This is a genomic window from Acinetobacter sp. 102 (assembly GCF_037028485.1).
In the GTDB taxonomy this organism is placed as follows: domain Bacteria; phylum Pseudomonadota; class Gammaproteobacteria; order Pseudomonadales; family Moraxellaceae; genus Acinetobacter; species Acinetobacter higginsii.
The window spans coordinates 39,827-56,176 of sequence record NZ_JAZEZK010000026.1 but is presented as its reverse complement, the minus strand read 5'-3'; the positions used below and the strand labels follow the sequence as shown (position 1 = coordinate 56,176).

The following is a 16,350-nucleotide window of genomic DNA, read 5'->3' as shown; positions in this document are numbered from 1 at the left end:
TTTACCACCTCGTCAGCGGTAAATTAACGCAATAAATATTTAACAACTTAACCAGTAAAGCTAAGTTATTTTTGCTTCATCGCGTCGGGATGAGTGCATTATAGGAGATTTTTTTTAGTGTGCAAGTCTTTTTAAACCCTTGTTTTATCAAGTGTTCTTTTTTTACACACAAACATGTTCAACAAAACAGCATAATTCTCGTAAGCATATAAAATTAAAGCAGAAATATTCTATACATATTTCTGCTTTGTTTTTTACTTACTGTTCTTTATCTGTACGCTGATAATTTTAATGGGTTGTTTCGGTACATTTTGATGCATCCCGTAGTTTGCCGTTGGTACATTTACGATCTTATCGACAATATCCATACCTTTAGTTACTTTACCAAATACGGCGTAACCTGCATCCATAGGTGACTTATTTAAGAAGTTATTATCTGCGACATTAATAAAGAATTGGCTGCTTGCAGAGTTCGGGTTACTGGTACGTGCCATGGCTAAAGTACCGCGTGTATTCTTCAAACCATTTCCCGACTCATTCACGATTGGTGCTTTGGTTGTCTTCTCAATCATATTGGCATCCAAACCACCACCCTGCACCATAAAGCCAGGAATCACGCGATGGAAGATCGTGCCTGTATAGAAGTTGCTTTTTACATAGCTTTCAAAGTTTTTTGCCGACACAGGTGCTTTATCATCAAAAAGTTCAATTTCGATGTTGCCCATACTGGTTTTCATATCAACCATGGTATTTGCAAATAAATGGCTGCTTGCCAAAATTAAACCTGTTGTCATGAACAACTTTTTCATCATTGCTTTTCTCGGCTTGATCATTGATTTGTTGTGAACGCTCATCTTAGTTTTGCTGATTCTATTTTGCTATTTCTATTTGTTATCTTTAAAACAAAAAAACCGATGTTTCACGTGAAACATCGGCTCGGACTTTATTAACTATGTTTATCCCAAAATTTTCTAAAGTTTTTGGCAACTTCGATGGTATTGCGTTTGGCCTTGCTTGAGATAGGCGTGAGGTTAATAAAGCCATGAGTCTGATCTGGGTAATCAACATATTGGACTTTAACCCCATTTTGTCTGAGCTTATGGCTATAGATTGCACCCTCATCATGAAGTAGGTCATGACCCGCCGTAATCACATAAGCAGGTGCCAACTTTCTAAGACTGCCATAGGTTGGTGAGATCAACGGATCATCTAATGCAACATCATGCTGTGTTGCATAATAGTCAGTCACATAATCCACATCTTTACTGGTCAGCACCAGACCTTCTCCATAGGCATAGAACGAAGGATGGCGGCTTTTGAAGTCAACCACGGGATAAATCAATAATTGTGCTTGTGGTGCATAGGCTTTACCAACGGAGTGCTGTGCAACCACAGTACTAATATTGCCCCCTGCACTATCACCTGCAACCGCAATACGATTCTTATAGATTTTCAATTGACGGCGATTTTGATATACCCATGCCAGTGCATCTTCACATGATTTGATCAATAGTTGTGGTGATGCTTCTGGTGCAAGTGGATAATCAATACTTAAGACCTGTACTTTTGCATATTTGGCAATCAGACGACAAGCTTCGTCATGCGTATCCAGACCACCCACCACAAAACCACCACCGTGATAGAACACAATGATCGGCAATTTCTTATTCGGTGCAGGATGGTAATGTCTGGCAAAGACCGTACCACTTTGCAAAGGGAGACGAATATCCTCAACCGATTCAATCGATGTTGGTTTATTAATAATTGCCAACATTTGCGCATCAAACTGACGGCGGGATTCAATTGGATCATCCCCAATAAAACCAATGCGCCCTTGTTTAATTTGGACAGCCATCAAACATTTAGTAAAAGAATCTAAATCTGGATATTGGTGTGGATAAGCGAGAAGCTTAGCGAGAGACTCTTGTACGATTTTGGGGAGCTTATCTAGCGCTCGTGCAGCAGGGCCTTGCCCTTTGTCTAAAATTGTTTGAATTTTTTGAGGTAATGCTGTCACTTCTGTCCCCTTCTTCGCTCTGTCCATAATTCTTGTTGTCTTCGACTATATGCTTTTCTAAAGTCTTAGATCAAGTTCAAGATTTGAAAAATATGTCGTACGCTAAAGGGCTACTATCAAAAAGTCATTATCCATAGTGCTTATTCACAGCTATTTTTTATGTCAATTAAATGCTGTTTTAACATGAGATTGTTAAAACGATAAAACTAGAACGAATGAATTCGTTCTAGTTTATAGCACTCTAAAAGTGTCAGTTTTATGAATTAAGTTAACTTCGCGCAATGTATAGCAGTACATTAGTAAGATTGCATGCGGCATCGTGTGTTTAATCTCATGCGAAGCTAACTTCATTCTAAAAAATTATTGAGCTGTCGTACCTGCTGAACCAGAAACTGAGCCAGATACATCAGCAGAAGCACCACCAGATTGAACATCAACAGATGAACCACCTTGTACGCCAACACCACCTTGTACGCCTGCTGGGCTTGCACCAGTTGTTTGAGCTGAGCCAGACGCGTCTAAACCACCTTGAGTTGAGCAACCTACAGCTGTTAATGCAACACCGGCTACAACCGCAGAAATCAATGCTAACTTTTTCATTTCGTATTTCCTTTCATTATGACAAAAAGCAAAGTTGTCTTTGCGATGCCTATGATTCACAATTTTTTTCTCGGACGTGATGCGGATTAGTTGCAGTTTGTTATGTAAGCCGCTCTATTTTGCAATTTTTCTTAAATCAACTCTTTTCATGTTTCACATATTAAAAAAAACATTCAAAATCGCTAAAGCATTAGAGTTAAAGTAATTTCACGGTTTTTAGTTTTATTTTTTCAGTGAAAAAGCGATTATCTTATTTTTTTATAATTCATAGAAAGACTGCACAATCTGCTTAAAAGATTACAATTACGTAATTTTGATTAAAAATAAATGTAGCAGCCATAAAAAACCGTGACTTCTGATCACGGTTTTTCCATTTATTTAGCTGGATTTAAGGCCATTGCATCTCGCCTTTCACCACTTTGGCGCCCAACTCTAAACTGCTTGACTCGCCTAAAGTTGGGTACTGTTTTTGCATAATTCCAATTAATTCAGCTGAATTTTTGCTGGCTTTTACCGCTTTCTCATATTGCTTTAAATAATCAATTGAGAAATTCACCGCATCAAGACCTTCCGCTGCGCCTACTTTCATATGTGCAGGCACCACCACTTGTGGATTTAAGGCTTTGATACTCTCTAAAGTCTGTACCACTTCTGCACGATCTTTGGCTGTTGGGGTATCCGCAGTCCACAGATGAATACCTGATGATACTGGAATACCACCGACAACTGCTTTGGCACTCGGAATCCATAAATAAGTCAGTTCTTTCTTACCTTTGATTTCGATATTTTCATTTTCTAATTTTAAGGTTTTAGCCGTATATACTTGCGGAACAATAATCTTGCTCGGTGCATTGGCGCCCATTTTTGGTCCCCAATACTGTACTTTCAGCGCTTGTGTATCCTGAATATGCTTCACCGTTTCAGGAGTCGCAATCACCTGCACGTTCGGGAAATATTGCTTAAACACATCTAAACCAAAATAGAAGTCTGGATCACCATAGCTGACAAAAATGGTTTTTAAGGTTTTACCGCTGTCTAAGATATCGGCCGCAATACGCAATGCTTCCGATTTAGAAAATTGCGCATTCACCAATAACACTTCTTTATCACCTTCAATCAAGGTTGAAGTCACACCGAAGTGCTCAGGTTGAGCCAAAAAGTTTTGGATTTTTAAATCTTGTGCGAAAGCAGCAGATGTTGCTGCCAAAGTTGATAAAGCAATAATATAAGGTTTGGTATTCATCTTATCGTCTCCAATCTGATAAGAGACACTTTAAATTGCAATTATTGCTGAATAAACACTCTAAACTAAGATAAAATGTTGCATATCTTGCAACAATGATAATAACGATGGACACATTAAAAGCCATTCAAGTCTTTGTTTGTATTGCGCATCAAGGCAATCTGAGCAAAGCTGCTGAACATCTCGATTATTCTAAAGCGATGGTCTCCCGTTACTTAGACCATCTCGAACAAACTTTTTCGACACGTCTGTTTCAACGCAATACCCGTAAAGTTTCACTCACCCCTGCGGGTGAGAAAGCGCTGGTCTACTGCGAAAATATTTTACAACAGCAACAACTATTAGAAGGCTTAGCCGCGCCAGAACAGCACAGTGGCACCATCCGTTTTACCTGCGGCTTATTTTTATTTCAGCTTGGTGTGAATGAATGTATTAAGCAATTTAAAAAACGCTATCCACAGATTCATTTTGATGTGTATCTCACAGAGAATACTGTTGACTTAATAGATGCTCATGTGGATCTTGCTTTGAGGATTACTCAGAAAGTCGCAGAAGGACTGATTGCCCGCCCAGTCTGTCAAATTGAATCCACCTTTTGCGCACACCCACATTACTTACAAGACCACACTCCCCTGTTACATCCCAGTCAACTCATTCAACATGAATGTATAGCCCATCACACACATAACCAATACTGGACCTTATTTGATACAGATCAGCAACCGCAGAACTACCCTTTAAATGTTACGTTTAAAAGCAATGATGTGATTGCGCTTTATCAGATGTGTCTTAAAGCCCAAGGGATTGCGATGCTGCCAACGTTGCTGGTGCGTAAAGATATTGCTCAACAACGTTTGCAACAGGTGTTTACCGATTTTTCGGCACCCGATCTCACCTTATCTTTGGTTTATGCATCCAGACAACATTTACCGAAAATCACCCAAGAATTTATTGCTTTTGTGATTGAAAACTTAAATTTTTACTTAAATCAGCAAAATTAAAAGATTTAAATCGACCTGAACGCTTGAATTTTGTCGCGTTGCCCATACTTCATCCCTATCTATGAATGACCAAGATGTGGCAGTTCGGGTTTAACCCTATGAGCATTAACGCCAGAAGGACTGTACATGTTTAAGAATTTTTTTCAACGGAGATCATCAATGGCTAATGAGCACAATGAGCAAGCTCAAGACATTCAAAATGAGCAACAAACTGAACAAACTCAAGCTGAAGGTGTAGAGCAAGCAAACGAGCTTAGCGTTGAAGATTTACAAGCTCAAATCACCAAACTCGAAGAAAGCTTAAAACTCGAAAAAGCACGTACAGCCAATGCTGTTTATGAAGCACAAAAGAGTGTTGAACGTATTCAACGTGAGTCTGAAAAGCATAAAGAGACTGTGCTGGAAAAATTTGCGAAAGAATTATTGGATTCTGTCGATAACCTAGAACGTGCAATTCAAGCTGCGGGTGAAGAAGAAACACCTGTACTTGAAGGGATTAAACTTACTTTGAAATCACTACTCACCACGCTTGAGAAGTTTGGCGTAGTCGAAGCAGATACCCAAAATGGTTTCAATGCGGATTTACACCAAGCCGTAGGTATCGACCCGAATGCCAAAGCCAATCAAATTGGTACTGTTTTACAGAAAGGCTATACCTTAAATGGTCGTTTACTTCGCCCAGCGATGGTGATGGTGGGTCAATAATCTACGTGAGCAAAGCGTTTATTTGCTCAAAAGCGTACGAATCTGAGAGTTTTTTGATTTTTTTTCATAAAAATGCTTGAAAAATACCAATTGACTCTCATATCGAATAACAAGCAAAACATTGCAACAAAATTTTAGAGGAACACAAACAATGGCAAAAATTATTGGTATTGACTTAGGTACTACCAACTCATGTGTTGCTGTACTTGAAGGCGATAAAGTAAAAGTAATCGAAAACGCAGAAGGTACGCGTACAACTCCATCGATCATTGCATATAAAGATGGCGAGATCCTTGTGGGTCAAAGCGCGAAACGCCAAGCGGTAACTAACCCGAAAAATACATTATTCGCAATCAAGCGTTTAATCGGTCGTCGCTACGAAGATCAAGCGGTACAAAAAGATATCGGTCTTGTGCCTTACAAAATCATCAAAGCAGACAATGGCGATGCTTGGGTTGAAGTAAACGATAAAAAATTAGCACCTCAACAAATCTCTGCTGAAATCTTGAAAAAGATGAAGAAAACTGCAGAAGACTATTTAGGTGAAACCGTTACTGAAGCAGTGATTACTGTTCCTGCTTACTTTAACGATGCACAACGTCAAGCAACTAAAGATGCAGGTAAAATTGCAGGTCTTGATGTTAAACGTATCATCAACGAACCAACTGCTGCGGCACTTGCGTTCGGTATGGATAAAAAAGAAGGCGATCGTAAAATCGCGGTTTACGACTTAGGTGGTGGTACATTTGACGTATCAATCATTGAAATCGCTGACCTTGATGGCGACCAACAAATCGAAGTGTTATCAACAAATGGTGATACTTTCCTTGGTGGTGAAGACTTTGATAACGCATTAATTGAATTCTTGGTTGAAGAATTCAAGAAAGAACAAAGTGTGAACTTGAAAAATGATCCACTTGCGTTACAACGTTTGAAAGAAGCTGCTGAAAAAGCAAAAATCGAGCTTTCTTCTTCGAATGCAACTGAAATCAACCTTCCATACATCACTGCTGATGCGACTGGTCCTAAACACTTAGTGATCAACGTAACACGTGCAAAACTTGAAGGTTTGGTTGCTGACTTAGTTGCTCGTACGATTGAGCCTTGCCGTATTGCACTTAAAGATGCGGGTCTTTCGACGTCTGACATCTCTGACGTGATCTTGGTAGGCGGTCAGTCTCGTATGCCACTTGTACAACAAAAAGTACAAGAATTCTTCGGTAAAGAGCCACGTAAAGACGTGAACCCGGACGAAGCGGTTGCGATTGGTGCTGCGATTCAAGGTGCGGTATTGTCTGGTGACAAAACTGACGTACTTTTATTAGACGTAACACCGTTAACACTTGGTATCGAAACCATGGGTGGCGTATTAACAGCGATTATTGAGAAAAACACGACGATTCCTGCGAAGAAATCTCAAGTATTCTCGACTGCTGCTGATAACCAACCTGCTGTAGACATTTCAGTGTTCCAAGGCGAACGTAAAATGGCTCAACAAAACAAATTGTTGGGTAACTTCCAGTTAGGCGATATCCCACCTGCTCCACGTGGTGTACCGCAAATTGAAGTATCGTTCGACATCAATGCTGACGGTATCTTGAAAGTATCGGCTAAAGATAAGAGCACGGGTAAAGAGCAATCGATCCAGATTAAAGCAAACTCAGGTTTGTCTGATGCTGAAATCGAAGCAATGATCAAAGATGCTGAAGCGAATGCTGAAGAAGATCGTAAGTTTGAAGAGTTAGCGAAAGCACGTAACGAAGCAGATGCGCTCGTTTCTAGCTCGACGAAAGCAGTAAAAGATCTTGGTGACAAAGTTACTGAAGATGAAAAAACTGCGATCACAACTGCGGTTTCTGAGCTTGAAGCAGCAACTAAAGAAAATGATGTTGAAGACATCAAAGCGAAAACTGAAGCTTTACAAAACATCTTGATGCCAATCACTCAACGTGCTTATGAACAAGCACAAGGTGCTGGCGGCGCAGAAGGTTTTGATCCAAATGCATTCCAAGGTGGTGATGCGGGTCAACAACAAAAAGCGGACGATGGCGTTGTAGATGCTGAATTCACAGAAGTAAAAGATGACAAAAAATAATTTGTCTCTTTAAAAAAACCGCGCGCAAGCGCGGTTTTTTTTTGCATTAAATTTTTATAATGCAGCATGGAGCCCCTTGTTGGGCTACGAACAATGAATTAAAACCAATGTATAGAAAGTGGCGATTAGGTTGATTTAGATTGCTCAAAATACAGCTCACCCAAAATCGGCATAAACAAAGGTATTACACCACAGGCTTTTATTTCTTCAATAAACTCAGGAATATTCACCCCTGGCAACAACTGAGGAACGTCATCAATCGGCGTCACCATGCTATCCCAATGACATGGAATAATGTATTTCGGTTTCAGTAGTCGCACCACATCTTTGACATAATTCGGGCGATATTTACGCCCAATCGCACACAGACACACGATATCAGCTTGTTTGCCCTGCAACTCTTGTTCAATAAAATCGGCGGAATCAATGTGAACAACGCGCAGTTGTCCTGTATCAATCCACCAATTCAAGACCAAACCATGTCGCAACTGATGAAACTTCGGTGGATATGCTGGCGGTGCAGTCATATCTCCTGGCAATGGAACACGACCAAATAAAGCCTTACCATGGATTGAAGGTAAACCAATCACTTGCCACAAACCACAGTGAATCACCTCCCTTCCCTGTGTAGCTTGCATCTGTTGCTCAGGCAAACCTGCTGAGCGTCCATACATCACACTGGCTTGTGAACCAATCAAGCGAGCGCCTGTTTGTTTACATACTTCTGCAGCATCCAAAATATGGTCATAATGTGCATGGCCAATCAGTACCTCATCCGCTTCAGGGATATAGTGTTTGACCAATGCTGGATCGCTAGATAAAGGTTGAGTAAAGGTCTGCCAAAGACTTGGACGGCTAATAAAAGGATCAAGCACTAAGGTTCGATTATTATCAGACAGAATAAACCCTGCAGTCCCCAAATATTTAATTTTTAGATTTTCTACCTTTGCTGGTGCGGGCGAAGCCACCGCCCATGCAGCCTCAGGCGCTTTAAGTAAATATTTCAGCATGCATATTCCTTTGCATTTTATTTTAATTGTCAGAATGAATTGTCTCATCCACCATATAACCCGTGTATGAGTTAACCCCACATAAAATACTAAACCTAAACCTTAAGCAAATCGAGTTTAATACAATAATATTGGCTTGATACACATGAAATTATTTTCGGTATAATCCCAAGTATTAAAAAAATGATACCTAGATTAAAGATGAAAACAGATCCTATCATTAGCAAAACTAGATTTAGAATAATTCTTATATTTTCACTGCTTAGTTTTCTCATAAGCTCAATATTTGATGCTTACAATGAAACATCCATTGCAATAAGCGAACTCGTATCAAGAGATCCTCAGAACTGGGAACTTGTCATCTCAGGCATACTTATGCTTGGTTTTGTTATTGTATTCATCGGCTTACTTTTATTTAAACAATGGGCAAGAAAGCTTTACGTCTATAGTTTTTTCCCACTGTTACTTATTTATCTTTTACCAAGCTATTCTTCGACATTCATATCTGGTTTTGGCGCCATTTTTTATGAGCTAGGTAATATCTTCACCACCCTCATATGGGGATTTTTAGTGGTGCCAAGCCTATATCAACCTCTATTTTCCAAAAATAACGAATGAAATTTTTCCTCCTTCTTGCATTGGTACTCTTTTTACTTTGGTCAGGCTATCAAACCCGCCAACACCCTCAGCTTAAATTTAACTCGCTGACAGACCGTATCGCCAGTCCACTGGATACACGCTTACGCTATCGTATTGCCGAAGTTGACCCTCGTTTTAAACTCAGTATCGAGCAAGTCAAAACCATTAGCCAACAAGCGACACAAATTTGGAAAGATGGTACTGGGCAAGATTATTTTGTTTACGATCCTCATGCGCAGCTCGCGATTCACCTGATTTATGATGAGCGTCAAATGGAAAGCGAACAACGCCGAGTACACCTCAGCCAACTTGAATCGAATCAACAACACTGGGTAGAAAAAAAGCGGCAGCTTGATCAGATTGAACAGGAAATCCTGCGTAGTAAGCAGCTTCTCGACTTAAAACAGCAACAACTGAATCAGCAAATACAGCACTATAATCAAGAACAACAAAATGCACGACAACATCCCACTTCTTTTACCAACCCAGAATATTTTCAGCAACGGCAGCGGGATTTAGAGCAGAATGTGCAAACATTGCAACAAGAAATTGCTCAATATAATCAGAGAATCATGCAGTTAAATCAGCAAGTTGATGAACTCAATGCTTTAGACCAGCAGCTCAATGCCTCAGTCAGCCAATATAAGCAACGCTTTAAGCCCCATTTATTTCATAAGGGCTTATTTAATGGCAAACAAATATTAATTTACGAGTTTGAATCAACAGATGACTTACGTTTAACCATCGCACATGAGTTCGGCCATGCATTGGGGCTACAACATGCTGATGATCCACAAGCACTCATGCACCCCATTATGAAAGATCAAGATACTGCACATTTCCGTTTGACCCAAGCAGACCTCTCTCTTTTATTAGCAAGATAGTCCCAACACATTGTTATGGTCTGATCTCTCTAAAAAACGACTCAAATTGGATGGACTATAAATGTCACAATCCAGCAATTTTTAACTAAAAAGTAAAAAACTTTTCAACTTTGCAGAAATTTTACAAAAGTTAACAATTGGCCATTTTTTCGCTCTCTGCTCGAGGATTTTTTGCCATTATCAATTTAATCCGTTGATATTTTTTAACTTACGATCAAAAAACAAACATGTTCTTCATTTTTTTATTGTGTAAATCACTCGATTCAATTTTTTATTTATTAGAACAAAATCACATTTTTTAGTTTTATTTATTAAATACATAGCATTTTGACGCCCACAAAATAATGATGAAAAATAAGTTTTATTTGGGGGGATTTCAGCATGCGAGTTCATTATCTAGCATTCTTTATTGCTTGTTTGAGTGTGAGCCTACCTCAGTTCAGCAGCGCTCAAGCAAATATCAATCATACGGATGGACATCAGCACCAAGCCACAAAAAAAATAGTGCATTATCGTATTGCCGACATTGATCCACGCTTTAATTTAAGTCAACAACAAGTCCTCGAACTCACCCAGCAAGCCGCTAAGCTTTGGGAACAAGAAACAGGACAACAAAACTTTATTTATGATCCACAAGCTGAATTCAGCATTAATTTAATCTTTGATGAACGTCAACAACGCAGCACGGATCGTTTACAAGGCCTAGATCAACTGAAGCAACAACAACAACAGTGGGAAAATCAAAATCTACAATTACAGCAAGTCAAAGAGGAAATTCAAAGAACGACTGCTTTAATCGCCAGTAAACAGGCACAACTCAACCTCCAATTCCAGCAATACAATACTGAGGTTTTGCGTTTCAACCAAACCCGTTCTACTTCTAAAGATTTAGCTCAACAATTTTCACAAAGGCAGAAGACTTTAGAACAACAGTCTTTAGTGTTGCAACGTGAAGTTCAAGAACATAATCAACGTACACAGCAGCTCAATCAACGCATTCAAAATCTAAATCAAACCAATCAACAACTGGTTGCCTCGGCAAGCCAATTTAATCAGGTCTTTCAACCACATTTATTCCATAAAGGACACTTCAACGGTAAACAAATTCTGATCTATGAATTTTCTTCTACCAACGATCTGCGCTTGACTTTAGCACATGAATTTGGTCATGCACTCGGTTTAGAGCATACCAATGATCCACGCTCACTGATGTACCCTGTAATTCAAAAACAAAACTTCCAGCAATTTGCACTCACTGATTCTGATAAGGATTTGGTAAAAGCCATTTATTGATAGCAACAGCAGGTTTTTCTTTACAAGAATTAACATTGACTAGACTCTAAGTATAGTTTTTGTACAAATAAATAAATATTTTATGTGAAATAGAATGTATTTTTTTAAGATGTAAAAAATATTTTTGCAGCTTACTTTGATCATCTATTAAAGATTTAATGCATTAAAAATAAAAAATAAACAGTTGTTCTCGCATTGGTTTTAGATCATTTAATAAACAAATCCTGTTTTTTTTGCACGATTTTTTACCAATATGTCTACAAATGTATTTTTATTCATTTTCCAGAAATATCGTTAAAACTCATAAATTGAACGATCTTCCATCAATTTGACTACTGATTTTTTTTTACTAAAATGTGACCTCTTTCAAGCTTTATCTCCTATTATGCGTCTTTTATCTCTCCTTATGGCTGCATGTTTTACCTTGCTAGCCCCAGTCTCGACTTTTGCTAAAATTAGCTCGACTGCTCCAGCACAGTCGCAAGTTCGCTATAACACAGAACAACCTTTACGTTATCGTATTGCTGAACTTGACCCGCGTTTGAACATCGATCAACAACAAATGATCGACTTAAGTAAACAAGCTGCTGCAATTTGGGAAAAGAACACGGGGCAAAAATATTTTGTGTATGATCCTGACGCAGATTTTGTGATTAATCTGGTTTTTGACCAACGCCAAATTCGTAGCATGAAACGTGCTGAAAGTTTGAGTCAACTTGAGCAGGAACAACAGAATTGGTTGAATAGAAATGAGAAATTGCAGAGAAGCAATGCTGATTTAGCAGAAAGCAATGCTCAACTTGAACTGCAAAAGAAAGCCTACGAAAATCAGGCTCAACAATATCAGCAAGGCTTAGCGCAATATAAGGCAGACAGCAGTAATAAAGCATTGTTCACTGCACTGCAAAAACAGCAACAACAGTTGCAGCAACAAGCCCAGAAATTGCAGGCAAAAATTACTGAATACAATCATAAAGTCCAGCAAAGTCAGGAAAAGGCTGAAAAATCGAAACAAGTCCATCAACAGTTAAGTGCTTCTGTAAATGAGTTTAATGAGACTTTTAAGCCTGAAGTGCTACACAAAGGTCAATTTGATGGAAAACAGATTTTTATTTATGAATTTTCATCAACTGATGACTTACGTTTGACCTTAGCACACGAATTTGGTCATGCTTTGGGTCTAAAGCATACCCGTGATCCAAGATCTTTGATGTATCCACGAATTAAAGATCAGGATGCAAAAGATTTTCAACTGACTGAGACTGATCTAAAGCTATTAGGTTTAGCGGATTAATCGAACATCATAGGTAGATATAAGATGATCTGCTAAGCAATAACAAGAATGGGTCGATTGTTTTGATTTATTCATGTTATTGTGATGATAAAACATCATCTTAGCCTTAATGGAGATCAGCATGAGTTATTATCATATCTTAATTGAAGTGAACGACCACATCAGTACGATTGAACAGACTCGTGATATCGAACTCTTGAATATTCAAGATATTAGCCCTTATCTCCATGCCATCTTAATTCCCTATTTCAATGAGCAAGAGTTAGAGCTTGAAGATGAAAATCTTGCTTATGATGAAGTATTGCATCTTGAAATCAAACAAACGCTATTGCCCATCGAGCACTTGATTGAAGAAGAACAAAAACAATTACCAAGTGATACTGATGTCACTATCACAGCTTATGAAATCTTTAATGATCGTGATTTAAGCCAAGATGTCACAGCGGTAATTTTTGATATTTTAGAAGCCGTTAAATTAGATGCTGCACCTTAATTAAAAAAGGTCTGCCCATGGGCAGACCTTTTTTAATTATCGAGTTCAAATTTATTTCATCATTTGCTTGGCCTGTTCCTGACGGAACGCACGTAAAATCTGCTGCCCTGCACGTCCAGTCTGGTTTAAACCGAGACGGCTCTGTTCTTGGCGAATGGCCTGACGACTTTTATCGCCAATCAACCCATCGACTGCACCAATATCATAGCCACGCTGCACTAAAAACTGTTGAATTTCACGACGTTCTGCACGGGATGTCCCTGCATCATCGGTTGGCCAAGCGGTTAAAAATGGCGTGCCACCACGTAAACGATCAGATAAATGCGCAATGGCTAAACCATAGCTTTCAGCCGCGTTATAGCTATAAATTGCATCAAAGTTTTTAAATACCAGGAATAATGGACCATTGGCACCCGCTGGTGAAATCAGTCCCGCTGGCGTACTGCCCGATAAATTGCCTTGAATCAATGCAGTGCCATCCGCACGGGTGACCCCTTGCGCAATCCAGCTGTTCAGTGCTTTCTTATTACGACGGCTTTCACCAGAAATTGACATGCCTTGCGGGATTTTAACTTCAAAGCCCCATGGCATACCAGTTTGCCACCCTGCTCGTTTTAGGAAATTAGCGGTTGAAGCTAAGGCATCGGTGGTACTTGAAACCAAATCACGACGACCATCGCCATCGAAATCTACGGCTAAGCGCTCATACGTTGATGGCATAAACTGAGTATGACCAAATGCACCAGCCCATGAACCATAAAGTTGGTCTTGAGTTAAATCACCACGTTGTAAAATACGCATAGTGGCAAAAAACTCGCCACGGAAATAACTTTGACGGCGACCTTCACAGCTCAAAGTACCCAATGCCTGTAATAAAGGATATTTACCCGAAATATCACCATAGTTACTTTCGACGCCCCATACGGCTACAACGGTTTCAGCAGGTACACCATAGGCCTGCTCAACTCGGTTCAAAACGGCACGATGTTGAGTAAGTTTTTGCTGCCCTGCTTGTACACGCTCGTTATCCACAAGGCCAGACAAATAATCCCAGATCGGTGTCGAAAATTCAGGCTGATAATTTAATTTATCAATCACGGAATAATCAGGCGTTAAATTTTGCGTATAGCGATCATAGGTTGCGCCTGATACACCCGATGCGATTGCCTGCGAACGCAAATTGGCAATACAGCCCTGAAAATTAGAATTTGGCGTATAATTACTGCTGGCAACAGTCGCTGTTGTGGCGGGTGTCGAAACTGTTGCACCGTTAATCACAAGCTCGGCATGCGCCTGATTGAAAAAAGTAAATAAGGCAGTGCCTAGAAAAAAAGAAAAATGACGTTTCATGACTAAACCAAAACTTTTGAATTTAAATTTCCTCTCCACCTTAACACGCTATATGAAGATGTATAGTTTGGAAACGTAACTTTGAATTCATTTCTTGGTTTTAAAATTTAAAACACTACTTTTAAATTCATAATTCAGGCTTTATTTTAAATTTAAAAGTTATCAACAAGTCCAATTTAAATTCAAAAATACAATACTGGATAACTCAATACTTTTAAATTTAAAAAACTTATCCACTTTTAAATTCATTTCTTCGAGTTAAACGACAAGTGATTGATTCAAAAAGAACGCCAAGAAAACAATAAACTTTTATTTTTTATATCCTTAATATAGAGAAAATAGATATCCACATCCCATCATTTAAATTTAAAAACCTATTATCGCCTTATTTTTAAATTTAAAATGGGATCTCTATTTTGAATTTAAAATGCAAAATAACTTATCCACTTTCATTTAAATTCAAATAAACGACGCAACTTTAAATTCAAAATACCGGAAACAACTTATCCACAGCACCCTAATGTTTATTTTTTTAAATTTAAAAGTATTCTAGAATTAAAAAAGCGATCCAAAGATCGCTTTTTTAGGCATTGTGGATAAGTTTAGATGCTCATATCATCGGTTAATGCCAATGGAACAGGTAATATTTTCGCCAATTGGCGGCATAAATCGGTTAAATCATCTGAATGATTTGGCATTAAAGTAATATGTCCCAACTTACGGCCAGTACGCTCAGACTTATTATAGAGGTGTAAATGTGCGCCATTCAGTGCCAAAACATCTTCTGACTTGGGATGCTGACCAATAATATTGATCATCACACTTGGGCGAATCACTTCAGTTGCACCCAATGGTAAGCCTGCAACGGCACGGATATGGTTTTCAAATTGCGAGCAAATCGCACCTTCAATCGACCAATGACCTGAGTTATGCACACGACACGCCATTTCATTGGCGCATAAACCTTGTTCCGTCACAAATAGTTCAAGGGTGAGAACACCCACATAATCTAAGTGCTTCAGTAAACGGGTAATATAGTCTTGCGCAACAGGCTGTAAATCAGCGCTATTAGGTGCAGGTATGATTGAGTGCGACAAGATGCCATTATGATGGTGATTCTCAGCCAAAGCCCAAGTTTTTACATCACCATTTTGTCCACGTACCGCAATAATCGATACTTCGCGGCTAAATTTGACAAAACTTTCTGCAACCAAGCTTTTTGCAGGACCTAATTCAGCCCAAGCGGTCTCAATTTGATCTTCAGTGCGTAAAACGAATTGACCTTTACCATCATAACCACCCGTTACCGTTTTCAATACGATGGGTAATCCAAGATCCGATACCGCTTGTTTTAAGCTCTCTAAGCTGTCCACAGCGCGATACGGCGCAACAGGAATGCTCAACTCATCAAACAAACGTTTTTCAGCCAAACGATTTTGTGCAGTTGCCAAAGCAAGGCGAGGAGGGTGCAGGGTTTTGCTTTGTGTCAAAACATCCACATCTGCAACAGGTGTATTTTCGAATTCAAGACTAAATACATCCGCGCTTTCAATAAAATCCTGTAATCCCTGTGCCGCTTGGCTCGAAAAGACTGGACCCAAAATCGCAGCAGGGCAATCTGTTTCTGCTTCAAAGAAGGTGCATTGAATATTCAGTGGTAACGCTGCTTGTGCCATCATCCGGCCTAGCTGCCCACCACCAAAAATACCGATGGTTTTATTCATGT

The 16,350-nt window shown here is 39.2% G+C and carries 15 protein-coding genes; 8 read left to right on the top strand and 7 right to left on the bottom strand.

Going from position 1 to position 16,350, the window contains the following annotated elements; genetic code table 11:
• Nucleotides 1–254: 254 nt before the first annotated feature.
• From WA352_RS19585 to WA352_RS19570, 4 genes are all read right to left on the bottom strand, one after another.
• A complete protein-coding gene (locus WA352_RS19585) occupies nt 255–812 on the bottom strand; it encodes a peptidylprolyl isomerase (RefSeq protein ID WP_005201825.1) in 558 nt (185 codons plus the stop codon).
• 134 nt (nt 813–946) lie between these two features.
• Entirely contained in the window at nt 947–2,017 is a 1,071-nt protein-coding gene (locus WA352_RS19580; RefSeq protein ID WP_212749840.1) for an alpha/beta hydrolase, read from the bottom strand.
• A 360-nt stretch (nt 2,018–2,377) separates the two neighbouring features.
• Nucleotides 2,378–2,617 (bottom strand): hypothetical protein, encoded by a 240-nt coding sequence (locus WA352_RS19575; RefSeq protein ID WP_005201819.1) that lies wholly within the window; start codon nt 2,615–2,617, stop codon nt 2,378–2,380.
• A 388-nt stretch (nt 2,618–3,005) separates the two neighbouring features.
• The gene (locus tag WA352_RS19570) at nt 3,006–3,860 is read right to left on the bottom strand and encodes an MBL fold metallo-hydrolase (protein WP_005320096.1); all 855 of its coding nucleotides are present in this window, start codon (nt 3,858–3,860) and stop codon (nt 3,006–3,008) included.
• A gap of 107 nt (nt 3,861–3,967) precedes the next feature.
• Here WA352_RS19570 and WA352_RS19565 point away from each other — a divergent pair, with 107 nt between their 5' ends.
• From WA352_RS19565 to dnaK, 3 genes are all read left to right on the top strand, one after another.
• Nucleotides 3,968–4,861, top strand: a complete 894-nt coding sequence (locus WA352_RS19565) for a LysR family transcriptional regulator (RefSeq protein WP_004803265.1) — start codon at nt 3,968–3,970, stop codon at nt 4,859–4,861.
• A gap of 159 nt (nt 4,862–5,020) precedes the next feature.
• Entirely contained in the window at nt 5,021–5,566 is a 546-nt protein-coding gene (gene grpE, locus WA352_RS19560; RefSeq protein ID WP_004803267.1) for a nucleotide exchange factor GrpE, read from the top strand.
• A 151-nt stretch (nt 5,567–5,717) separates the two neighbouring features.
• Entirely contained in the window at nt 5,718–7,661 is a 1,944-nt protein-coding gene (gene dnaK / locus WA352_RS19555; protein ID WP_004803271.1) for a molecular chaperone DnaK, read from the top strand.
• Between the two features lie 125 nt (nt 7,662–7,786).
• Here dnaK and WA352_RS19550 read toward each other — a convergent pair whose 3' ends face one another.
• Nucleotides 7,787–8,671, bottom strand: a complete 885-nt coding sequence (locus WA352_RS19550; protein WP_005320092.1) for an MBL fold metallo-hydrolase — start codon at nt 8,669–8,671, stop codon at nt 7,787–7,789.
• Between the two features lie 201 nt (nt 8,672–8,872).
• On the opposite strand from WA352_RS19550, the gene WA352_RS19545 reads away from it, so the two are divergent.
• The 5 genes from WA352_RS19545 (at nt 8,873) to WA352_RS19525 (ending at nt 13,274) form a co-directional block, all read left to right on the top strand.
• Nucleotides 8,873–9,289 carry a hypothetical protein gene (locus WA352_RS19545; protein ID WP_005320090.1) on the top strand — a complete coding sequence of 139 codons (417 nt, stop codon included), beginning with the start codon at nt 8,873–8,875 and terminating at the stop codon, nt 9,287–9,289.
• Nucleotides 9,286–10,194 (top strand): matrixin family metalloprotease, encoded by a 909-nt coding sequence (locus WA352_RS19540; RefSeq protein ID WP_005320087.1) that lies wholly within the window; start codon nt 9,286–9,288, stop codon nt 10,192–10,194. Before WA352_RS19545 ends, WA352_RS19540 begins: the two co-directional genes overlap by 4 nt.
• Nucleotides 10,195–10,575: 381 nt before the next feature.
• Nucleotides 10,576–11,487, top strand: coding sequence for a matrixin family metalloprotease (locus WA352_RS19535; RefSeq protein ID WP_005320085.1), 912 nt, complete (start codon nt 10,576–10,578; stop codon nt 11,485–11,487).
• Nucleotides 11,488–11,872: 385 nt separating this feature from the next.
• Nucleotides 11,873–12,781, top strand: coding sequence for a matrixin family metalloprotease (locus WA352_RS19530; RefSeq protein ID WP_005320081.1), 909 nt, complete (start codon nt 11,873–11,875; stop codon nt 12,779–12,781).
• Between the two features lie 109 nt (nt 12,782–12,890).
• Entirely contained in the window at nt 12,891–13,274 is a 384-nt protein-coding gene (locus WA352_RS19525) for a hypothetical protein (RefSeq protein WP_162180594.1), read from the top strand.
• Between the two features lie 51 nt (nt 13,275–13,325).
• Here the strand turns inward: WA352_RS19525 and WA352_RS19520 are convergent, their stop codons facing one another.
• Nucleotides 13,326–14,624 (bottom strand): lytic murein transglycosylase, encoded by a 1,299-nt coding sequence (locus WA352_RS19520; RefSeq protein WP_005201802.1) that lies wholly within the window; start codon nt 14,622–14,624, stop codon nt 13,326–13,328.
• A 602-nt stretch (nt 14,625–15,226) separates the two neighbouring features.
• Complete coding sequence (locus WA352_RS19515) at nt 15,227–16,348, bottom strand: 5-(carboxyamino)imidazole ribonucleotide synthase (RefSeq protein WP_005320075.1); 1,122 nt, start codon at nt 16,346–16,348, stop codon at nt 15,227–15,229.
• Nucleotides 16,349–16,350 lie beyond the last annotated feature (2 nt).